15 protein-coding genes are annotated in these 21,266 nt (G+C 70.8%); 9 read left to right on the forward strand and 6 right to left on the reverse strand.

What is annotated here, in order from left to right; genetic code table 11:
* Positions 1–103 precede the first annotated feature (103 nt).
* The 4 genes from ABKA17_RS28355 (at position 104) to ABKA17_RS28370 (ending at position 4,955) form a co-directional block, all read left to right on the forward strand.
* Positions 104–949, forward strand: coding sequence for an LLM class F420-dependent oxidoreductase (locus ABKA17_RS28355; protein ID WP_353695092.1), 846 nt, complete (start codon positions 104–106; stop codon positions 947–949).
* Positions 950–1,091: 142 nt separating this feature from the next.
* A complete protein-coding gene (locus tag ABKA17_RS28360; RefSeq protein ID WP_353695093.1) occupies positions 1,092–3,704 on the forward strand; it encodes a bifunctional FO biosynthesis protein CofGH in 2,613 nt (870 codons plus the stop codon).
* 79 nt (positions 3,705–3,783) lie between these two features.
* Complete coding sequence (locus tag ABKA17_RS28365; RefSeq protein ID WP_353695361.1) at positions 3,784–4,347, forward strand: hypothetical protein; 564 nt, start codon at positions 3,784–3,786, stop codon at positions 4,345–4,347.
* Between the two features lie 62 nt (positions 4,348–4,409).
* Positions 4,410–4,955, forward strand: a complete 546-nt coding sequence (locus ABKA17_RS28370) for a DUF4760 domain-containing protein (RefSeq protein ID WP_353695094.1) — start codon at positions 4,410–4,412, stop codon at positions 4,953–4,955.
* Here the strand turns inward: ABKA17_RS28370 and ABKA17_RS28375 are convergent.
* Positions 4,932–5,444: a DUF2165 domain-containing protein gene (locus ABKA17_RS28375; protein ID WP_353695095.1), complete on the reverse strand. Its 513-nt coding sequence runs from the start codon at positions 5,442–5,444 to the stop codon at positions 4,932–4,934. The genes ABKA17_RS28370 and ABKA17_RS28375 overlap by 24 nt on opposite strands.
* A 169-nt stretch (positions 5,445–5,613) precedes the next feature.
* Here ABKA17_RS28375 and ABKA17_RS28380 point away from each other — a divergent pair, with 169 nt between their 5' ends.
* Both ABKA17_RS28380 and ABKA17_RS28385 read left to right on the forward strand, forming a co-directional pair.
* Positions 5,614–8,790: a tetratricopeptide repeat protein gene (locus tag ABKA17_RS28380; protein WP_353695096.1), complete on the forward strand. Its 3,177-nt coding sequence runs from the start codon at positions 5,614–5,616 to the stop codon at positions 8,788–8,790.
* 138 nt (positions 8,791–8,928) lie between these two features.
* A complete protein-coding gene (locus ABKA17_RS28385) occupies positions 8,929–10,044 on the forward strand; it encodes an ADP-ribosylglycohydrolase family protein (protein WP_353695097.1) in 1,116 nt (371 codons plus the stop codon).
* Between the two features lie 196 nt (positions 10,045–10,240).
* On the opposite strand, the gene ABKA17_RS28390 is transcribed toward ABKA17_RS28385, so the two are convergent.
* Both ABKA17_RS28390 and ABKA17_RS28395 read right to left on the reverse strand, forming a co-directional pair.
* Entirely contained in the window at positions 10,241–11,812 is a 1,572-nt protein-coding gene (locus tag ABKA17_RS28390) for a sodium:solute symporter family protein (RefSeq protein WP_353695098.1), read from the reverse strand.
* A gap of 127 nt (positions 11,813–11,939) precedes the next feature.
* On the reverse strand, positions 11,940–12,725 hold the full coding sequence (locus ABKA17_RS28395; protein ID WP_353695099.1) for an SDR family oxidoreductase: 786 nt from the start codon (positions 12,723–12,725) through the stop codon (positions 11,940–11,942).
* Positions 12,726–12,819: 94 nt separating this feature from the next.
* Here ABKA17_RS28395 and ABKA17_RS28400 point away from each other — a divergent pair, with 94 nt between their 5' ends.
* On the forward strand, positions 12,820–13,659 hold the full coding sequence (locus ABKA17_RS28400) for a hypothetical protein (RefSeq protein WP_353695100.1): 840 nt from the start codon (positions 12,820–12,822) through the stop codon (positions 13,657–13,659).
* Positions 13,660–13,800: 141 nt separating this feature from the next.
* On the opposite strand, the gene ABKA17_RS28405 is transcribed toward ABKA17_RS28400, so the two are convergent.
* The 3 genes from ABKA17_RS28405 to ABKA17_RS28415 form a co-directional block, all read right to left on the reverse strand.
* Positions 13,801–13,992 (reverse strand): DUF397 domain-containing protein, encoded by a 192-nt coding sequence (locus tag ABKA17_RS28405; protein ID WP_353695101.1) that lies wholly within the window; start codon positions 13,990–13,992, stop codon positions 13,801–13,803.
* Positions 13,993–14,223: 231 nt separating this feature from the next.
* Entirely contained in the window at positions 14,224–15,081 is an 858-nt protein-coding gene (locus ABKA17_RS28410) for a helix-turn-helix domain-containing protein (protein ID WP_353695102.1), read from the reverse strand.
* A 358-nt stretch (positions 15,082–15,439) separates the two neighbouring features.
* Positions 15,440–16,195 (reverse strand): GOLPH3/VPS74 family protein, encoded by a 756-nt coding sequence (locus ABKA17_RS28415; protein ID WP_353695103.1) that lies wholly within the window; start codon positions 16,193–16,195, stop codon positions 15,440–15,442.
* Between the two features lie 216 nt (positions 16,196–16,411).
* On the opposite strand from ABKA17_RS28415, the gene ABKA17_RS28420 reads away from it, so the two are divergent.
* Both ABKA17_RS28420 and ABKA17_RS28425 read left to right on the forward strand, forming a co-directional pair.
* Complete coding sequence (locus ABKA17_RS28420) at positions 16,412–19,162, forward strand: D-alanyl-D-alanine carboxypeptidase (protein ID WP_353695104.1); 2,751 nt, start codon at positions 16,412–16,414, stop codon at positions 19,160–19,162.
* A 212-nt stretch (positions 19,163–19,374) separates the two neighbouring features.
* Entirely contained in the window at positions 19,375–21,243 is a 1,869-nt protein-coding gene (locus ABKA17_RS28425; RefSeq protein WP_353695105.1) for a DUF8823 domain-containing protein, read from the forward strand.
* Positions 21,244–21,266: the final 23 nt, after the last annotated feature.

Genomic DNA, 21,266 nt, shown 5'->3' on the forward strand with positions numbered 1-21,266 from the left:
CTCCCGTGGAAGAAAAGGGAACCAGAGGCGGCCGAGTTGTTCAGCCAGGGGTGCCGACTGGTCGGTATGGACATATCCCACCCGGCGCGGTACAGATGCCCTCATGCGTATCTCCGCCACGATCTTCCTCACCGACGAGACGATCACCCCGACCCGGCTCGCCCGTGAGCTGGAGCAGCGGGGGTTCGCCGGCCTGTATCTGCCCGAGCACACCCACATCCCGGTCGAGCGGGCCACCCCGTACCCGGCGGGCGGCGACCTGCCGCCCGAGTACGGCCGTACGCTCGACCCCTTCGTCGCCCTGGGTCAGGCCGCCGCCGTCACCGAGCGGCTCGGGCTCGGCACCGGCATCACGCTGGTCGCCCAGCATGACCCGATCGACCTCGCCAAGCAGATCGCGACCCTGGACCACCTGAGCCAGGGCCGCTTCACCCTTGGCCTCGGCTTCGGCTGGAACGTCGAGGAGGCCGCCGACCACGGCGTGGAGTGGCGTACCCGGCGGGAGCTGGTCCGGGACCGGATGGCGCTGATGAGGGCGCTGTGGACGGACCAACCGACGGCGTACGACGGGGAGTTCGGGAGTGTGCGGGCCAGCCATGCCCATCCCAAGCCCGCGCAGAAGCCGCGCGGACCGGTCGTCGGCCCGCGCACGCTCGTCGGCGGGGCCGCCGGGCCCAAGCTCTTCTCCCACATCTGCGAGTACGCCGACGGCTGGATGCCCATCGGCGGGCGCGGGCTGACCGAGACCCTGCCGGTGCTCCGTACCGCCTGGGCCGACGCGGGCCGCGACCCGGGCGCCCTCCAGGTCGTGCCGTACGCGATCCACCCCACCCCCGGCAAGCTCGCGCACTACGCCGACCTCGGCATCGAGGAGGTCGTGGTGCAGTTGCCGCCGGCGGGGGAGGCGGAGGTGCTGGGAGTGCTCGACGGGTATGCCGCGCACTTGTGACCAAGGGCGTGGCAACCGACCCAGGGGCGCGGGGAACTGCGCGACCAGCCACATCGCACCCGCACCCGGCAACGCATCACAGCCCCCTCGAACCACCCCCGACCCCGCTGAACCGGCGGAGCCTCTCCGTATGCTCGAAGCCATGACGACTTCCGCGACCCCCGGAACCGGCCCCACCGAGCCCGCCAGCGGCACCGGCCCGACCGAGAACTCCATGCGTCGCGCCCTCAAACGCGCCCGTGACGGCGTCGCCCTCGACGTCGGTGAGGCCGCGGTGCTGCTTCAGGCGCGCGGCGCGGCCCTCGACGACCTCACCGCGTCCGCCGCCCGGGTCCGTGACGTGGGCCTGGAGGCGGCGGGCCGGCCCGGTGTCATCACGTACTCGAAGAGCGTCTTCATCCCCCTGACCCGGCTGTGCCGGGACAAATGCCACTACTGCACGTTCGTCACGGTGCCCGGAAAGCTGCGTAGGGCCGGGCACGGGATGTTCATGTCGCCGGACGAGGTGCTCGACATAGCCCGGCGCGGGGCCGAGCAGGGTTGCAAGGAAGCGTTGATCACGCTGGGCGACAAACCGGAGGATCGCTGGCCGGAGGCTCGGGAGTGGCTCGACGCGCACGGTTACGACGACACCATCGCCTACGTCCGCGCCATCTCCATCCGCATCCTGGAGGAGACGGGCCTGCTGCCCCACCTCAACCCGGGCGTGATGTCCTGGACCGACTTCCAGCGGCTGAAGCCGGTCGCGCCGTCGATGGGCATGATGCTGGAGACGACGGCCGAGCGGCTGTGGTCGAAGCCCGGCGGCCCGCACTACGGCTCCCCGGACAAGGAACCGGCCGTCCGGCTGCGCGTGCTGGAGGACGCGGGCCGTTCCTCGGTCCCCTTCACCTCCGGCCTGCTCATCGGCATCGGCGAGACCTACGAGGAGCGGGCGGACTCCCTCTTCGCGCTGCGCCGCGTGTCCCGCGCCTACCACGGCATCCAGGAACTGATCATCCAGAACTTCCGCGCCAAGCCGGACACCGCGATGCGCGGCATGCCGGACGCGGAACTGGACGAGCTGGTCGCGACGGTGGCCGTGGCCCGGCACATCATGGGCCCCTCCGCCTGCCTCCAGGCCCCGCCGAACCTGGTCGACTCCGAGTACGAGCGGCTGATCGGCGCCGGTATCGACGACTGGGGCGGGGTCTCCCCGCTGACGATCGACCATGTGAACCCCGAGCGCCCCTGGCCGCAGATCGACGAGCTGTCGGAGCGCTCGGCCGCCGTCGGGTTCGAGCTGCGCGAACGGCTGTGTGTGTACCCGGAGTTCGTCCAGCGTGGCGAGCCCTGGATGGACCCACGGCTGCTGCCGCACGTACGGGCCCTCGCCGACCCGGAGACCGGCCTCGCGCGCCCCGACGCCCTGCCGCGGGGGCTGCCCTGGCAGGAGCCGGAGGAGGTCTTCGTGGCGTCCGGCCGTACGGACCTGCACTCCGCCATCGACACCGAGGGCCGTACGTCCGACCGCCGCGACGACTTCGACGAGGTCTACGGCGACTGGGGCGCCCTGCGGGAGGCGGCCGCGCCCGGGATGGTCCCGGAGCGGATCGACACCGACGTACGGCAGGCGCTGCGGGTGGCGGCCGACGACCCCACGCGGCTGACGGACGCCGAGGCGCTGGCGCTGCTGCACGCGGACGGGCCCGCGCTGGACGCCCTGACCCGGATCGCGGACGACGTGCGCAGGTCGGCGGTCGGCGACGACGTGACGTACATCGTCACGCGGAACATCAACTTCACCAACGTCTGCTACACCGGCTGCCGCTTCTGCGCGTTCGCCCAGCGCAGGACGGACGCCGACGCCTACACCCTCTCCCTCGACCAGGTCGCCGACCGCGCCCAGCAGGCGTGGGAGGTCGGCGCGGTGGAGGTCTGCATGCAGGGCGGCATCCACCCCGACCTGCCCGGGACGGCGTACTTCGACATCGCCAAGGCCGTGAAGGACCGGGTCCCCGGCATGCACGTGCACGCCTTCTCCCCGATGGAGGTGGTGAACGGCGCGACCCGCACCGGCATGTCCATCCGCGAGTGGCTCACGGCGGCGAAGGAGGCGGGCCTCGGCTCCATCCCCGGCACCGCCGCCGAGATCCTCGACGACGAGGTCCGCTGGGTCCTGACCAAGGGCAAGCTGCCGACGGCGACCTGGATCGAGGTCGTCGAGACCGCGCACGAACTCGGCATCCGGTCGAGCTCGACGATGATGTACGGCCATGTCGACCAGCCCCGGCACTGGCTGGGCCACTTCCGCACCCTGGCCGGCATCCAGCAGCGCACGGGCGGCTTCACGGAGTTCGTCACGTTGCCCTTCATCCACACCAACGCACCCGTGTACCTGGCGGGCATCGCGCGCCCCGGCCCCACCATGCGGGACAACCGTGCGGTGACGGCGATGGCGAGGCTCCTCCTGCACCCGTACATCCCCAACATCCAGACCAGCTGGGTCAAGCTCGGCACGGAGGGCGCGGCGGAGATGCTGCGCTCGGGCGCGAACGACCTGGGCGGCACGTTGATGGAGGAGACGATCTCGCGGATGGCGGGCTCGTCGTACGGCTCCTACAAGTCGGTGAAGGACCTGATCGCGGTGGCGGAGGCGGCGGGCAGGCCGGCGAGGCCGCGTACGACGCTGTACGGCGAGGTCTCGGAGGAGCGACAGCGGGCCGCGACCGTGTCCGACGGGCACCTGCCGGAGCTGCTGCCGGTGCTCGACTGAGACGAGGGGCGCCGGACGGGGACGAAGAGGGTGGGCGCACGGCAGTACGATGATCCGACCCTGTCGGTGAGCTGAGGAGATACGTGCCGTGCCTGCCCCGAAGGTCTGGGTGACCGGTCTGACGGTGGGGGCGATAGCAGTGGTCGCCGCCCTGGCCGTACAGGCGGACAAGGGCGTGAAGCCCGAGGCCACGGCTGCCGCACGCCCCAGCGCGTCCGCGTCCGCGCAGCCCTCCGCGTCCCCCACGAAGCCCTCCTCCGCGGCGGTGCCGGACGACTCCGGCACCGGCCGCCGGATCGTCTACTCGCTCGGCGGGAAGCGGGTGTGGCTGGTCGACGCGAGCGACGCGCCCCAGCGCACCTTCACGGTCTGGCCGGGAACGGTCAGCCCGGACTTCGGCGACTACAAGGTCGACGTCCGCCGGGACGCCACCACCGGCTCCGACGGCGTCCAGATCGAGCACATCATCTACTTCGCCAGCAAGTCCGGCCTCTCCATCGCCTTCTCCAACGCCGTCGACGGCTCCTCGCCCCCGGCGGTCGCCGCCGGCACGCAGACGAGCGGCATCCGCATGAAGAAGGCGGACGGGTCGGCGCTGTGGACGTTCGGGGAGACCGGCACGGCCGTCGTGGTCGTCAAGTAGGCGGTCCGGGCAGGCCGTTCAAGTGGCTCCCACCGGCCCGCCCGGCTCCGTACGGTGACCGGATGGACAGTTCCGTCGTCTTCAACCTCGTGACCACGGCCATCGCCGTCATCGCCGTGGTGACCTCCGTCGTGTTCAGCGCGCGGCAGGCCCGTATCGCCAACCACGCCAACCACATCTCGGTGGTGATCGACCTGCTCGCGGAGTTCCGCTCCGCCGAGTTCCACGAGCAGCACGACTACGTGTGCCTGCGCCTGGGCGCCGAACACGACCCGGCGGACGGCGTGCGCGGGCTGCCCGCCGAGGCCAAGGAGGCCTTCTACAGCGTCGTGTACTACTACCAGTCCTTCGCCAACCTCGCCGTCTTCGGACTCCTCGACGACACCCTGCTGGTCACGATCCTGCGCACCCGGATCGTCTCGGTCTGGAAGGCCGTCCGGCCGTTCGTGGAGCGGGAACGGGAGCTGCGGGGCGAGACGGGTGGCGGCAACTACATGACGATATTCGAGGAGCTGGCCCGGCTGGCGGAGGAACTGCCCGCGGACCACGTCCGCGACCGGATGACCGAGATCCGCCGCCGCCGCTCACGTCCGGGCCTGATGGGCTGAGTCACCCCCGGTCAGCTGCACGACCAGCAGCACGACCCCGCTCAGCACGAACACCCGCAGCGCCGCGTCCAGCCCGTTCCAGTCCTCCGACTGCCACATCGAGAACCACTCCCCACCGATCGCCATGAACCCGGCCCCGAAGAGCAGCATCACCATGAGCAGCCCGTACGTGGAGAACCGCCGGGCCCGCACGTCGTCCCGCCGGAACCACAGCCACGTCCCGTAGACCAGCACCAGCGCGGAGACCGTCTCCCACACGATGATCGCGACGTACGCGGTGTTCTGCAGGCCCTCGTTCGTGATGGCCCGCCACATCAGGTCGTCGTCCTTGAAGGTCGTGTCCATCGCGAGGACGTGCTGGACGAACGCCTGATTCGTGCCGAAGTCGGTGATGTTTCCGAAGGCGACCAACGCCATGTAGAGGGCGACGGTCGCGGTGAGGAGGGTGCCGGTGAGATGGAGTGCGCTGCGTGGGGGTGTCGTGGCCATGGCGGCATGTTTCCCCGCGGCGGCCGCCGTACGCGGTACGCATTGAGCCAGAATGACGGGGGAGCCGCCACAGCGAGGGGGATGTACGGGGATGGCGCAGCCGTCTGAGGGGGAGCCGGGGGCCCGGTTCGTCGGCCGGGAAGCCGAACGGGCTCTGTTCCTAGGGAACTTGGCACTGTCTCCGGACGCCCCGGACCATCGCCCCCGGTTCCATGTGCGCGGTGACTCCGGTGTCGGGAAGACGTTCCTGGTCGAGGAGTTGAAGCGGCTCGCCCGGGAGCACGGAGCGCTCACGGCGTATGTCGACGAGGACACCGGGAGCGTGCCGGACGCGCTGGAGGTGATCTGCCGCCAGTTCGCCGCGCAGGGCCGGAGGTTGAAGGCGCTGGAACGTCGGCTGGCCGTGTACCGGGAGCGGCGGCGCGAGGCGGAGGTGGCGATGCGCGCGCAGGAACCGGAGCCGGCGTCCGCCGGGAGCCGAGCCGCCGTCCAACTGGGCATGGGCGCGCTGGAGACCGCCGTACCGGGATCCGCCCTGCTCACCAGAGCCCTGCCCGCCGATCTGATCGCCCAGGGCGCGGACCGGCTGCGGGCCGGCCTCAGCACCCGCTTCCGCAACGCCGACGACATCGACCTCGTCCTGCACCCGGAGGTCGCGCTCACCCCGGTCCTGCTCCGTGAACTGCGCGCCGCCGCGTCCGCCGTACCGCGGATCGTCCTCTTCTTCGACACCTACGAGCGGACCGGACCGTTCCTCGATCCGTGGCTGCACGGCATGTTCAGGAAGCGGGACGAGCACGGCGGACCGCCGGACGAGGTCGTCGTGGTCACCGCGGGTCAACTGCCCCTGCCGGCAGGCCGCTGGAACGGGGTCGACGGGGTCGTGGAGCTGCCGCTCGCCCCGTTCACAGAAGCCGAGGCGCGTCAACTCCTCGCCGGTAAAGGGGTGGTGGCCGAGCCGGTGGTCGCCGAGGTGCTGCGGTTGACCGGCGGGCTGCCCGTCCTGGTGTCGACCCTCGCCGAGAAGCGGCCCGGTGCCCCGGAGCAGGTCGAGGACCCCAGCGCCGACGCCGTGCAGCGGTTCCTGCACGCCGAGCCCGAGGTCCGCCATGAGGTGGCCCGGCTCTGCGCGCTGCCGCGCCGACTGGACGGCGATGTCTTCCGGATCCTGGTCGACGGCCTCTCGGACGGCGAACTCGACGCGCAGTACTGGTGGTTGCGGGGGCTGCCCTTCGTGGGCGAGCACGGCGGACGCGTCCGGTACCACGACGTCGTACGGGAGCCCATGCTCCGGCAGGAGCGACTGCACTATCCGCGCCGCTGGCGGGAGCGGCACCGGCGACTGGCGGCGGCGTTCGCCGAGTGGCGGCAGGACGTGGGAGAAGGCCTGGACGCCGACGACCTCTGGGCGGACGAGGAGTGGCGGGCCCTGCGCCTGGAGGAGACCTACCACTTGCTCTGCGCCCGCCCGGCGACCGCCCTCGCCGACGCGCTGCGGCTGTTCGTCGAGGCCTGCCGCGAGGACGAGGTCGAAGGCCGCCGCTGGGCCCGGATGCTCCAGGACGCGGGCAGCGCCACGGATCACACCCAGTCGGCTGACTGGGGACGGGAGTTGGGCGAGGCGCTCGACGACGAGGCCGGTCTGGTCCGCGCCCTTGACCTGCTCCTGACCCGCCCGGGCCTGGACCCGAGCGGCTGGGCGGCGGCGCACGCGCTGCGCGGACGTGAGTGGCGCCACGAGCGAGAGTACGGGCGGGCGCTGGAGGAGTACGACCGGGCGATAGAGCTGGCCCCCGACACCGTCCTCGCCCACTACGGCCGGGGCCTCACCCTCCAGCTCATGGACGACTACCCGGCCGCCCTGACCGCCTTCGACCGTGCCGACGCACTCTCCCCCGACACCGGCTGGATCATCGCCGAGCGCGCCGAGACCTACCGGCTGGCGGACCGGGTCGAGGAGGCCCTCGCCGACTTCGACCGCGCCCTCGCCCTCGACCCGACCGACGCGGGCGCCCTGACCGGGCGGGCCGTGTGCCGGCATGTCCTCGGGCGGTACGACGAGGCCCTCGCCGACTTCAACCGCTCGCTCGCCATCGACGACGACCTGTGGACGCTGGTGCGCCGGGCCCGACTGCGGCGAAGCCGAGGCGAGTCGGAGCAGGCCTTCGCCGACTTCGACCTCGCGGTCTCGCGTGCCCCCGACGCGGCCTGGGTCGCCTCGGAGCGGGGCGACTCCTACCGGCTGGCGGGCCGCTACGAGGAGGCGGTGACCGAGCTGGGCCGGGCGATCATCCTGGATCCGGAACACGCCTCCGCGTGGGCGAGCCGGGGCGCGGCGCTGGGCGAGCTCGGCCGTGGCGAGGAGGCACAGGCGGACCTGGACCGCGCGATCGCGCTGCGGCCCGGATACGCCTGGGCATTGGTCATGCGGTCCCGGGCGAAGTACATGAACGGCGACGACGCGGGCCACTTCGTCGACCTCGAGGCGGCCGTGACGGCGGCCCCGGACGCGCTGTGGATCCGCCGTGAACTCGGCTCGGAGTACCTGGACGCGGGCCGCCACGACGAGGCGACCGCCGCCCTGCGGCACTGTCTGGACCAGGACCCGGAGGACGCGAGCTCCTGGGCGATCCTGGGCAGCGTCCACCGTGCCCGCGAGGACCACGCCGAGGCGCTCCGGCACCTGGACCGGGCCCTCGCCCTGTCCTCCGACTACGGCTGGGCGTACGCCCAACGCGCCCGTGTGGGCCTCACGACGGGCCGCACGGACCAGGCGCTCGCGGACCTCGACCGCTGCGTGACCCTGGGCAGGGAGCCGGACTGGGCCCGCCGCGAGGCCGTCGAGCTGCTGATCCTCTGCGAGCGCTGGGACGAGGCCGAGGCCCGCCTCACCGACGACCTGGAGGATCTGTCCGTCGAACTGCACTGGCGCGCCGGCCGCTGGACCGAGGCCGGCCGCATCGCCGAACGGCTCCGCGCGGGCGACGAGCCGATGCTGGGCACCTTCCTGGCGGCGCTGACCGTGAGCAGATCGGAAGGCCTGCCCGAGGCGGCCACGCTGTGGCGGGAACTGGTCCGCCTGGTTGCGGAAGGCACCCAGCTGTCTCCCGTGGAACGCGCCCAGGCCGACTGCTTCACAGGCTGCGCCCTCTTTGACCCACCCACCGCCGAACGGGGCCTCGCGGACACACTGGCCCTGAACCCCGGCTGGCTCCCCCTGGCCAACCTGGCATCCATCCTCACGGACCTGAAGGACAGCCCGGACGCGGACGTCCCCCTGATCACCACCTGCCTGGAGCCGGTGGCGGAGGCGAGGGACGCGGTACGGGCGCTTTACGCGGAGTAGGCGGCCGAGGTGTGATTTCGGATCGTTTCCGACCGACCAGGGCACACCCCGCATAACAAACTGTGCACTGAACCCGTCAACCTCATTCGATTACAGTGCAGGACGTCGTACATACGGACGGTCGCCTGGGAGGTCTTGGTGGGTGCGACAGCCGGGGCCGTCTGGGGGCGGGTCGAGCAGCAGGATTTCCGGAGCCGGGTGCGGGGGGCGTTGCTCGGTGTCGCCGTCGGGGACGCGCTGGGCGCGCCGGTGGACGGGCTCGGGCTGGACGAGATCCGGGAGGAGTACGGGGGCGAGGGCCTCGTCGACCTGGGGTTCGGGTACGGCCGGCGCGGCACGGTCAGTCATCTCACCCAGCTCACCCTCTTCACCGTCGACGGGCTGATACGCGCCCAGGTCCGGCGGGACATCGGGGCCTGGCATCCGCCCACCGATCTGCATCGGGCCTATCTGCGGTGGGCGACCACGCAGCGGGACTGGGGGCCCGACGAGCGGCGCAAGGACGACGGGTGGCTGGCCAGGGAGGAGTGGCTGTACGCCCGGCGTGATCCCGCCCGCTCGCTGCTCATCGGGTTCGGCGACGAGAGCATGGGCACCCTCGACTCACCCAAGAACCCCGGCGAGGCCGGGCCCGAGGCGGCGGCCAGGTCGGCGCCGTTCGGGCTGCTCGTCGGATGGGAGCCGCAACTCGTCGCACAGCTCGCGGTGGAGTGCGCGGCGCAGACGCACGGGCACCCCGTCGGTTACCTGTCCGCGGGGGCGTACGCCGTCATCGTGCACGCGCTGGCCCGCGGCGAGAGCCTCGACGGGGCCGTGCAGCGGGCGCTGGCGCTGCTGGCCCCCCGGCCGGGGCACGAGCCCGTCTCCGACGCCCTCCAGCACGCGCTCGGCGCCGTACGGCAGGGCATGCCCACCCCGGAGCGGGTCACGGGGCTGATGGGGGAGGGCACGGCCGAGGGGCAGCTCGCCGTCTCCGTGTACTGCGCCCTCGTCGGGGAGGACGTCCGGCACGGCCTCTGCCTCGCCGTCAACCACGACGGCCCCTCCGCCGCGGCCGGCGCCCTCACCGGCGGCCTCCTCGGCACCCTGCACGGCGAGACCGCCCTCCCCCCGGCCTGGCTGGCCGAGCTGGAAGGACGGCCGACACTCCTGGAACTGGCGGACGACTTCGCCATGGAAATGACCCAGGGCCCGGCGTTGCACGGCCCGGCGGGCTCGGCACCAGGGTGGCTGGCCAGATACCCGAGGGGCTGACTCCCACCCACCGTGTCCTTCAGCCCGTCCGGCGTTTGAGGACGAGGCCCCTTCAGGGCCGACGGGGGTCTGGGGGCGTAGCCCCCAGGGGGCCGGGGTCGAAGGGGCAGCGCCCCTGGGGGATGGGACGGGTAGGGGCGGCGGGGGCGAGGAAACTCCCACCTGCACCCGCACCCCAGCCCCCGCCTCGCCCCGCCTACTCCTTCGTCGTCCGTACGACCTCGTCCACCGGCCCCGCCGGCACCGGCACCGCGGCGGCAGCCGCCCCGTCCCCGTCCGTGTTGATCTTCTCGATGATCGCGAGGCGTTCCGGGGTGTCCTCCGGCTTGATGAAGCCGACCAGGATGTAGAGGATCAGCGACACCGCGAGCGGGATCGAGACCTGGTACTGGAGCGGGACGCCGCCCTCGACGTTCCAGTTGATGGGGTAGTTGACCAGCCAGAAGGTGAGCAGGCCCATCGACCAGCTGGTCAGCGCCGCGGTGGGGCCGGAGCGGCGGAACGGGCGGAGCAGGCCCAGCATCATCGGGATCGCCATCGGGCCCATCAGACCGGCCACCCACTTGATGACGACGGTGATGATGTCCTTGAAGGCGGGCGAGTTGACCTGCGTGGCCGCCGCCATCGACAGGCCCAGGAAGACGACCGTGGTGATACGGGCGACCTTGAGGCCCTGGCCCTCGTTCCAGGCCCGGGCGCGACGCCAGAGCACCGGGGCGCAGTCGCGGGTGAAGACGGCCGCGATGGCGTTGGCGTCGGAGGAGCACATCGCCATGGTGTGGGAGAAGAAGCCGACGATGACCAGGCCCAACAGACCGTGCGGCAGAAGCTGTTCGGTCATCAGGCCGTAGGAGTCGGAGCCGTCCGGCTTCTGGGACTCCACCAGCAGCGGCGACATCCACATGGGGAAGAACAGCACCACCGGCCAGACCAGCCAGAGGATCGCCGACAGGCGGGCCGAGCGCTCGGCCTCGTACGCGTTGGCGGTGGCCATGTAGCGCTGGGCCTGGTTGAGCATGCCGCCGTTGTACTCGAAGAGCTTGATGAAGAGGAAGGCGAGCAGGAACACCGTGCCGTACGGGCCGACCAGCGGTTCGCCGTGGCCCTGGAGCTCCGGGCGGTCCCAGGCCTCGAAGAAGCCGATGCCCTTGTCGTTCAGCTCCGCGACGACCGCGACGAACATCGCCACACCGGCGAGGAGTTGGATGACGAACTGGCCGAGCTCGGTCAGCGCGTCCGCCCACAGGCCGCCGATCGTGCAGTAGACGGCGGTGATGGTGCCGGTGATCAGGATGCCCTGGTTGAGCGAGATGCCGGTGAAGACCGACAACAGGGTCGCGATCGCGGCCCACTTGGCGCCCACGTCCACGATCTTCAGCAGCATGCCGGACCAGGCCAGCGCCTGCTGCGTCTTGAGGTCGTAGCGGTTCTTCAGGTACTCCAGCGGGGAGGCCACATGGAGGCGCGAGCGCAGCCGGTTGATGCGCGGCGCGAACAGCTTCGAACCGATCGCGATACCGAGGGCGATGGGGAAGGACCAGGTCACGAAGGAGGTGACGCCGTAGGTGTACGCGATTCCCGCGTACCCGGTGAACATCACCGCGCTGTAGCCCGACATGTGGTGCGAGATACCGGAGAGCCACCAGGGCATCTTGCCGCCGGCGGTGAAGAAGTCGCTGACGTTGTCCACGCGTTTGTGCGACCACACACCGATCGCGACCATCACGCCGAAATAGCCGATGAGCACGGCCCAGTCGAGACCGTTCATGTGCGTCCTCCCAGGGGTTCGACCCGGCGCTCATCGTGGGCGCTCTCGCGTGAACACGACAAGTCAGCGTAAGGTCAAAGGGAGGTAAAAGTATTCGGCATGATGGCCTTGGTTCACCTATATGAACTCAACGCATCAGCTCCCCGGCGTTGACCAGCAGTGATTGTCCGGTGATCGCCCGCGCCCGATCCGACGCCAGGAACACCGCCGCGTCCGCCACATCCCCGTCCGTGGCCAGATCGGGCAGCGCCATACGGCTGGTGAGCCGCCCCAGCACCTCCGACTCGGCCACGCCCTCGGTCTGGGAGGTGAACTGGACGTACGCCTGCACCGGTGGGCCCCACATCCAGCCCGGCAGCACGGTGTTGACCCGGATCCGGTGCGGCCCGAGCTCCCGCGCGAGGGAGTACATGGCACTCGTCAGCGCCCCCTTGGAGGCCGCGTACGCCGCCTGCCGCACCTGCGAGGGGGCGGCCACGGCCGACTGGGTCCCGATGAAGACGACCGAGCCGCCGCACTCCTTCAGCGCCGGCAGACAGGCCCGTGTCATCCGCAGCGAGCCCAGCAGGTTCACGTCGAGCACCGACTGCCAGGTCGTGAAGTCCGCGTCCTCCAGACCCCCGAAGTAGCTGTCCCAGGCGGCCACATGGACCACCGCGTCGATCCGCCCGAACCGCTCCACCGCCAACTCCGCCAGCGCCACGCACTGTTGCTCGTCGGTGACGTCCGTCGCCCGGTACGCCGTGTGCGCCCCGTCCGGATCGATCTCCCCCGCGCTCTTGGCGAGGTTGGCCTCGGTGCGCGCCCCGAGCACGGCGTTCCCGCCGTCCCGTACGACGGCCGCGGCGACCTGATGACCGAGTCCGGCGCCGACACCCGACACGACCACCGTCCTGCCCGTGAGCAGTGGCATGGCAGACCTCCCTGAATCCGGCTGATTCCCGACCCTGGCGCAATATCTGACGGGGCGTCAGAGTATGGGCGAGCCACCCAGGAAGGGGAAGGGCATGAGCGAAGAGACCCGCAGTGAGACGTACGCCGAACTGGCCGCCGTGGGCCCGTACGGCGTCCGCCCCGGCCATGCGCTCATCACCATGGTCGAGCCGCATCCGGGCCACGAGTACGCGTACAACCGCTGGTACGAGGACGACCACTACTACGCCGGCGCGATGGCGATGCCCTGGATGTACGCCGGGCGCCGCTGGGTCGCGACCCGGGACCTCCAACTCCTGCGCTACCCCGAGAAGTCGGCGATCGCCCAGCCGGTCACCGCCGGGTGCTACATCTCGACGTACTGGATCACCGACGGCCGCTACGACGACCACATGAAGTGGACCGTCGGCATCAACAAGCGCCTCAACCGGGACGCCCGGGTCTACCAGGACCGCACCCATGTCTTCACCGCGTTCCAGGACCACGAGGTGACGGTCTACCGGGACGGGGCGGCCGGGCCGCGCGACTTCCACGCCCTCGACCACCCCTACGCCGGTCTCGTCGTCGAGGTGATCGACGCCGAATCGGCCGAACAGCGCGGGGAGTTGCTGGAGTGGCTGCGCTCACGGCACCTGCCGAAGCGGGTCGCGGGGTCACCGGCGGCGATGGTGACGGTCTTCCGGCCGACACCGCTGCCCGGGGACCGTATGACGTACGTGAAGCAGGTCGAGGGCGTCGACACCCGGCTGACGCTGCTGTGGTTCCTGGAGGCGGATCCACGGGAGTGCTGGGAGGGGTACTTCACGGGGCTGGCGGAGCCGGTCGAGGAGGCGGGACTGGGGAGGGTGGAGCTGGTGGCGCCGTTCGTCCCGACCGTGCCCGGGACGGACACGTACGTGGACCGGCTGCGCTGAACCCCGCTCACGGGGTTCCGGACACAAGCCGAGCCCCCTCGGCAAGGACGGCGAGCTGGTCGAGAGGGCTCTTCGGTGGTGCTTGTGTAGTTGTGTAGTGCTTGATGTGGTGCTTGGTGTAGCGCTCGGTCACTCGGCCATTTACGCCTTGACCGAGCCTACGAAGGCGTTCCACGCGTCCGCGGGGAAGGCCAGGGTGGGGCCGTTCTGGACCTTGGAGTCCCGGACGGCCATCGCCGACAGGACAGGGGACTTGATCTCGACGCACGCGCCATTGCCCTGGGAGTACGACGACTTGACCCACTTGTCCGAGGCGCCCTGCTTGATTGCCATTTTCGCTCCGATTTGCCAGTTGCTGAGTAGCTGTCGCCGTGGCGTGCGTATGTCTCCGTCTGCACGGCACGGGTTTGCGCCAACGTTGTTATCCGATGGCGTGATCGACGCTACTCGCCAACATCGGGGAGCGGAGGAAGTATTCACCCGGGCGAGTGGCATATTCCATGGGGGTCTTCCGCCGCGGCCGGGCGAAGGTGTACCTTTCGGCGCCTCGCCTTACAGAGTCGGTCAGCGTGCGTAGTCCTTGGCGATGCTTGAGATGAATTCCCGGCTTTGGTCCACATTCAGGGCCTGTGCCCGCAGATGCTCGTACATGACGCTGTACTTCTGTACGTCCTGCGCCTTCTCCAGATACAGGTCGCTCGTCACGCCCTCGATGTAGACCACGCTGGAATCGGCGGCGTCGGGGAACTCCAGGATCGCGTACTGCCCGCTGACCCCCGGGTGTGCGCCCATCGTGAACGGGATCATCTGCACCGTGACGTGCGGCAGTTGGGACATCTCGATCAGATGCTCCAACTGCTCGATCATCACCTGCCGGTTGCCGACCTCGCGCCGCAGCGCCGCCTCGTCCAGGACCGCCCACAGCCGGAGCGGGTTCTCGGCGGCAGAGATACGTTCCTGTCGGCGCAGCCGCACCTGGACGCGCTTGTCGATGTCGGTGGGCGTCGCCTCGGGCAGCGCGCCGGAGATCAGGGACTCGGCGTAGCTGCGGGTCTGGAGGAGACCCGGGACGACCTGGGGGTCGTAGACCCTGAGGCTCGCGGCGTCCGTCTCCAGCCCGATGTAGACGCTGTAGGGGATGTCGCCGAAGGAGTGCCACCAGCCCTGCTGGCGGCTGTCCTTGGCCATCTGCATCAGGGAGTCGACGATCCGGTGGTCCTCGACCTCGTACACCCCGCACAGGTCGCGGACGTCGCGCTGGCTGATGCTGCGCCGGCCGTTCTCCAGCCGGCTGATCTTCGACTGCGACACCAGAAGCCGTTCGGCCACTTCTTCGGCCGTCATGCCCTTGAGTTCACGGAGCCGGCGCAACTCCTGGCCGAGCCGGCGTCGCCTGACGGTGGGATTGACATTGGACGCCACGGGAACGTGCACCTCCGGCTGCGTGCCTTCGAAAATTGCCACTTTGCGTATCTGCTGTTGAGCAGACTGCCACCAAGGTGGTTTCTACCGCTGGGAAACGGTGGATATGCGCTGCGTACACGCCAGTTCGCCATGATCGAAAGGCAGTTGGCGTCCCGCGGGCGTCCCGTGAGTGTTTCGCGGGGCAAAAAAAACCGCGCGGGACGGCGGGACCGTGATGTCGTCCGGACACACGGTCTCGCCGCCCCGCGCGGACCAGCGGCTCCCGGTACCGGGTCTGGGGTACGCCGGAGATGCTTGTGGTGCGGGTGGTGCTCGCGGTGCGGTTCTCTGGTCGTTCGTGTCGTGGTGCTGCGGCTCAGTGGGCCACGACACGCGCCATGGAACCGCGGTGCGGTTGCACCGGAACACCGCGGGCGGGTTCCGCTGCCTGCCTGGCACCTGGTCCGGCCGGACGGCCGGTCGGGGCCGGGCTGCGGCGCGGCTGTGCCGCCACGCCGTTCTGGACGTCCATCACGGCGTGCGCGACGAGACCGCCCATGGGGTCGTGCCTGATGAGGTCCCGCAGCCGGGACCTCGAGGACCGTCCCTCGTTGCCCGGATACAGGTGCTTGCCGAGGCCGACCGCGTGCGCCAGGGCGGCGAGCGCCGCGGTCCGCGGGTCCGGCGGCACGCCGGTGCGGATCGCGGAGTCCAGTCGGGCTCTGATCTCCCGGCTGATCTCGGTCTGACTCGCCTGGTAGCGAGTCGTCGGCAGCACTCCGCACATCTGTCCCGCCACGGCATGCACCATGCCGCACCGCTCCAGATGCGAGAGGTAGGTCTGGCGTAGCCCAAGACGCGGCCCGCCTATCCAGTTGACCGCCCGGACCGGAGCGCCACGCCTTCGCAGCAACTCCAACGCGCAGTCGAGTGTCGGATCTCCAGTCGGCCGTGGGGACACCACGGCGATACGATCCCCGTCTGGGGCTATCCGTCCGGCCAGCGCCAGCTCCACTAGCTGTGCTCCGGCCAGACCGAGGTCGAGCGACTGCGGCTGTGCGGTGGTACCCGTGGCCGGGTCCAACGCCAGCAGCAGAAGCTCCTCCGGAAGTGTTCTGCGGCTCCTGCCCATCCATGCCTCCCCGCGTGGATGAAAGACAGGGTGACCCCTCTCACATTGGTCTGTCGAGGGTGCGTGACCTGTTTGTAGTGGAACCGGTAGGTATGTCGTTCTCGTCTACCGCAGGAGCCAAGCCCTCACACAGGACACTGGTACATGGTTCGGACAGCGCGGGGGAGCGGTGTCAGGGCGGGCGATTCAGACGGGTTCACGGTTTAGGAGGCATCGGTGGCGGGCGAGTTCCCCGACAGGTCGAAGCAGCGCGAGTCGTCGGAAGAACCGACGTCGGGGAGCACGGGTCCGGTTCCCGAGGCCCGAGACCCCCGCCTCGCGGTCGCCCGCGACGCCGAGCCGCCCACAGCGCGCGGCGGCGTCGACACGGCGACCCGGGTCATCTCGGCCCGCGACGTGGCGAAGGCACGGGCCGCTGCGCGGGGCGAGGCCGAGAACGCCACGTCCGACGCGGAGTCGACGGAGACGAAGTCCGGCGAGAACGGCACGGCTGAGACGTCCGCCGACGCGGGAGCCTCGGCGCCGGGCGCCGGAACGGCGGATGCCGGTGACGAGGCCGCCGGGGAGAGCTCGGGGGCTTCGGACGCGTCCGGGGGCGCCGGGGACGCCGGCGACGCGGAGGGTTCGAAGGCGTCTGGCGGTGCCGATGGCGCCGAGGACCCGCGACGTGCCGAGGCTGCCGGGGGCGCGAAGGCGTCGAAGGCGGCCGATGAGGCGGCCCCCGCCGAGGACGCGGGCGCGGAGGACGCCGAGGACGTGCAGGACGCCGTGGTGGCCGAGGACGGCACCGAGGCTCCCAAGGGCGACGCGACGGGTGACGCCAGGTTGCGCGCGGCGGTGGCGGCCTGGGTGCGGACCGGGGATTCGGCGGCTACGGCGGACTCGGGCGACGAGGACGCGGCTGCCGAGGCCGGAGAGGGCCCGGAGAGCGCCGAGAAGGCCGACGCGGTCCCCGAGCCGGACTCCGAGCCCGAGGACCGCGCAGACGGCGCCGTGGAGCCTGCTGAGCCCGAGGACCAGGCAGTCACCTCCGTGAAGGACGCCGAGCCGGGCCCCGAGGCCGACGACGAGGACACCGAGGCCTTCGGCGACGCGACCGACGAGCACCCGGAGTCCGACAAGCAGCCCGCGGACTCCGCGGAGGCACCCGCAAAGCCCGCCGCGGCGAGCGCAACGCCTGGCGCGGCAGCAGACAAGCCCGGGACGGCGGCAAGCAAGCCCGGCGCGGCGGCGGCAAGCCCCGGCGCGGCGAGCGCATCGCCCGGTACGGCGGCGGAGAGCCCCGCGGCGGCAGGTAAGCCCGCCACGGACAAGCCCGCGGTGCCCACCGACAGGGCCCCCACCGACAAGGCCCCCAGTGACCAGGCGCCCGCCGACAAGCCCGCGGCGCTCTCCGACAAGGCCCCCAGCGACCAGGCGCCCGCCGACAAGCCCGCGGCGCCCGCCGACAAGGCCCCCGCCGACAAGGCCACCCCCGCCCCCGGCGACAAAACCCGCGCCGCCGGTCCGGTCGGGGACGCCGTGAAGGCCGCCCCCGCGGCCGACGCCCCCGTGGATCAGCCCACCACCATGCTGAAGTTGCCGTCCGCCGCGGAGCGGACGAGCAAGTTCGTGGCGCTCAAGCCCGATGTGACCAGCCCGGTCCCCCAGGTGGGCCCCGAGCGGACCACTCAGCAGCCGCTGCCGCCGAAGCCGCCGCTGGATCTGCTGGCCGAGCTCACGAACACGCCCCGGCCGCCGGAGACCCCGCTCCGCACCACCGTGCGTCGGGTCAAGATCTGGACGCCGCTGGTCCTGCTCCTGCTGGTCGTGTTTGCGATCGCGCAGTCCCTGCGCCCGCTGCCGTCCCCGACCCTCGAACTCACCGCCGAGGACAGCTACAGCTTCGACGGCGGCAAGGTCGACATCCCGTGGCCGGCCGACGGACAGGCCGCCCTCGACGTCCAGGGCATCGGCACCTTCGGCTCCTCCGGCGAGCAGAAGCCCGTGCCGATCGCCAGTGTCGCCAAGGTCATGACGGCGTACATCATCCTCCGCGACCACCCGCTGAAGAGCGGCGCCGAGGGCCCGAAGATCAAGATCGACCAGACAGCCGAGGACCAGTCCAAGGCCGGTCAGGAATCGACCGTGAACGTGACCGCCGGGGACTCCATCTCCCAGCGCGAGGCACTCGAAAGCATCCTGATCGCGTCCGCGAACAACGTGGCCCGCCTCCTCGCCCGCTGGGACGCCGGTTCGGAGAAGGCGTTCGTCGAGAAGATGAACGCCGCCGCCGAGGACCTCGGGATGAAGAACACGACGTACACCGACCCCTCGGGCCTGAACGACACCACCGTCTCCACCGCCGTGGACCAGGTGAAGCTCGGCAAGAAGGCGATGGAGGAGCCCGCGTTCCGCGAGGTCGCCGCGATGATGTCGTACGACGACTACAAGGGCGTCAACCACGGCAACTGGAACCAGATCGTCGGCAAGAACAACGTCGTCGGCATCAAGACCGGCACCACCACCTCCGCCCTCGGCAACCTCCTCTTCGCGGCGAAGAAGGAGGTCGACGGCGAGACCCGGACGATCGTCGGCGCCGTGATCCGGCAGCCCGCCGGTGGCGTCGACAACACGATCCTCAGTGCCGCGCTGACCGCCGGTGACCAGCTCATCCGGGCCGCGCAGGGTGCGCTGAAGTCGGCGACGATCATCAAGAAGGGCGAGGTCGTCGGGTATGTCGACGACGGCCTCGGCGGCAAGACCCCGGTGATCGCCACGAAGGACGTCACGGCCGTCGGCTGGTCGGGGCTCACGGTCAAGCTGACCTTCGCCGGTGACGACGTACCGCACACCGCGAAGGCCGGCACCAAGGTCGGCACGCTCACGGTGGGTGACGCCTCGGCCGGTGCGGTGAGCGTGCCGGTGGCGCTTCAGAAGGATCTCGTCGAGCCGGGCTTCACGGACAAGCTCACGCGCATCGCGTGACCCGTACGGCGAAAGCCGACGCGTACGGCAAAACCGTGGCGAAGATCCTGTATGCACCCCGTCGCGCGGGTACCCGTCAGGGCGCCCGTCGGCGGGGTGCGTGCTAGCGTCACGAATCGGGGCAGGTCGCCGGTCCCGGGGACGCGGCCGTGAACTTGGCCGGAACGGGACGGGGCCGAGAAAAGAAGACGGGACACGGGGAGTGCCTGAAGGTGGCCACAGCCGAGCCGACACGCGCCGACGACGCCGATCCGGGCCCGGGAGCCGGCCCGCGAATACGCGTGCCCGCACCGCGCGACGGAGCACGTGACGGAGCGGAACGCGAGAGCGGTCCCGCACCGGAGCGGTCGTCGGCCGCGCGTACCGCTTTCCTCGCTCTGCGTGAGCGTCTGCTGAGACACCCCGTCCTCTCCATCACCGCGCTGTCCGGCGTGCTGCACATCGTCTGGTTCTTCACCTTCGCCAACAGCGGCGGCGACCTCGCCGCCCAGGACGCCTGGGCCGAGTTCGTCGGCCGGCACCCCGACTCGGCGTACAACCTGGCCTGGTACGGCGGGATGCACCCGGTGTCGTACAGCGTGGTGTCGCCGTATCTGATGTCGGTGCTCGGTGTCCGTACGACGATGATGATCTCGGGGACGATCTCCGCCGGGCTGCTCACGATGGTCCTCATCCGCAGCCGGACCGTGAAGAACCCGCTGTGGGCGGCGCTCGCCGGGGTCTTCGCCTTTCTCTGCAACGCCGCCTCGGGGCGGGTGACCTTCGGTCTCGGCACGGTCTTCGCGCTCGGCGCGGTGGCGGTGGTGTTCTGCTGGCCGTACCGCTGGCGCTACAAGCGGTGGGCGAAGGCGCTGTGCGCGGCGCCGCTGGCCGCTCTCGCCACGATGGCCTCGCCGGTGGCGGGACTGTTTGTCGGGATCGTGGCCGCGGCGCTGTTCCTCCAGAAGCGGCGGCCGGGCGCCTGGGCGCTGGGCATCGCGCCGACCGCGGTGGTGGCGGTGTCGGCGTGGCTGTTCCCGTTCTCGGGCACCCAGCCGATGGCGTTCGGCTCGGTGATCCTGCCGTTCGCGTACGGCGTCCTCGTCTGTGTACTGGTGCCCAAGGCGTGGACGACGGTCCGGCTGACGTCCGGGGTGTACGCGTTCGGCGTGCTGATGGTCTGGCTGATCAGCTCCCAGATCGGCACCAACATCTCCCGGCTCCCGATGCTGTTCGCCGGGGTCACGCTGGTGGCGGCGCTTCCCTACGCCGTCCCGCGCACCCGCAAGTGGTACGCGATCGTGCTGTCGATCGCCGTCTTCACCGGCTGGATCGGCTTCAAGTCGGTCGACGACGTCGTCCACACCACCCCGGCCGCCTCCTGGGCCCGCGAACTGGCCCCGCTCGTCAACGAGCTCCAGGAGGTCGGCGCCGAGAAGGGCCGCGTGGAGGTCGTCCCGGCCGCCTCCCACCGCGAGGCCTCCGCCCTCGCCCCGTACGTCAACCTGGCCCGCGGCTGGAACCGCCAGGCCGACATGAAGCGCAACCCGCTCTTCTACGACGACACCCTGAACTCGGCGAACTACCACGAGTGGCTCAAGCGCTGGGCCGTGCACTTCGTGGTGCTGCCCAAGGACCAGCCCGACGACGGCGGGGAGCGCGAGCGGGAGCTGGTGCAGCGCGGGATGCCGTATCTGAAGCAGATCTGGGGCGACGCCAACTGGCAGCTGTTCCAGGTCACCGACCCGACCCCGCTCGCCGAGCCCGACGCGATCGTGGACCGGGCCGCGCAGGGCGAGATGACGCTGCGGGTGAAGAAGCCGGGCCGGATCCTCATCCGCATCCCGTACTCGCCCTGGCTGAGTGTCGTCGACGCCGACGGCAAGAGCCTCGAGGGCCCGCAGGAGACGCAGGCGTCCAAGGACCGGGCCGACGGCACACCGAAGACGTACGACAACGTCAACGGCTGCCTGATGGAGACCGAGGAGGACGTCCACGGCGACCGCTGGACCGAGCTGCTGGCCCCGAAGGCGGGCACGTACCGGCTGGCGGCGCCGTATCAGCTGCCGAGGGGGACACCGTGCCCCGACGAGCTGAAGTGAGAGCGACTGTGAGAGTGGCCGGC

The sequence above is a fragment of the Streptomyces sp. RG80 genome (assembly GCF_040446465.1).
In the GTDB taxonomy this organism is placed as follows: Bacteria; Actinomycetota; Actinomycetes; order Streptomycetales; family Streptomycetaceae; genus Streptomyces.

Excerpts from the sequence above, each read along its gene's own strand:
- ABKA17_RS28415 (WP_353695103.1), bottom strand. The coding sequence starts at position 16,195 with ATGGGCAGGAGCCGCAGAACACTTCCGGAGGAGCTTCTGCTGCTGGCG.
- ABKA17_RS28395 (WP_353695099.1), bottom strand. The coding sequence starts at position 12,725 with ATGCCACTGCTCACGGGCAGGACGGTGGTCGTGTCGGGTGTCGGCGCC.
- ABKA17_RS28405 (WP_353695101.1), bottom strand. The coding sequence starts at position 13,992 with ATGGCAATCAAGCAGGGCGCCTCGGACAAGTGGGTCAAGTCGTCGTAC.
- ABKA17_RS28370 (WP_353695094.1), top strand. The coding sequence starts at position 4,410 with ATGGACAGTTCCGTCGTCTTCAACCTCGTGACCACGGCCATCGCCGTC.
- ABKA17_RS28360 (WP_353695093.1), top strand. The coding sequence starts at position 1,092 with ATGACGACTTCCGCGACCCCCGGAACCGGCCCCACCGAGCCCGCCAGC.
- ABKA17_RS28390 (WP_353695098.1), bottom strand. The coding sequence starts at position 11,812 with ATGAACGGTCTCGACTGGGCCGTGCTCATCGGCTATTTCGGCGTGATG.
- ABKA17_RS28375 (WP_353695095.1), bottom strand. The coding sequence starts at position 5,444 with ATGGCCACGACACCCCCACGCAGCGCACTCCATCTCACCGGCACCCTC.
- ABKA17_RS28355 (WP_353695092.1), top strand. The coding sequence starts at position 104 with ATGCGTATCTCCGCCACGATCTTCCTCACCGACGAGACGATCACCCCG.
- ABKA17_RS28400 (WP_353695100.1), top strand. The coding sequence starts at position 12,820 with ATGAGCGAAGAGACCCGCAGTGAGACGTACGCCGAACTGGCCGCCGTG.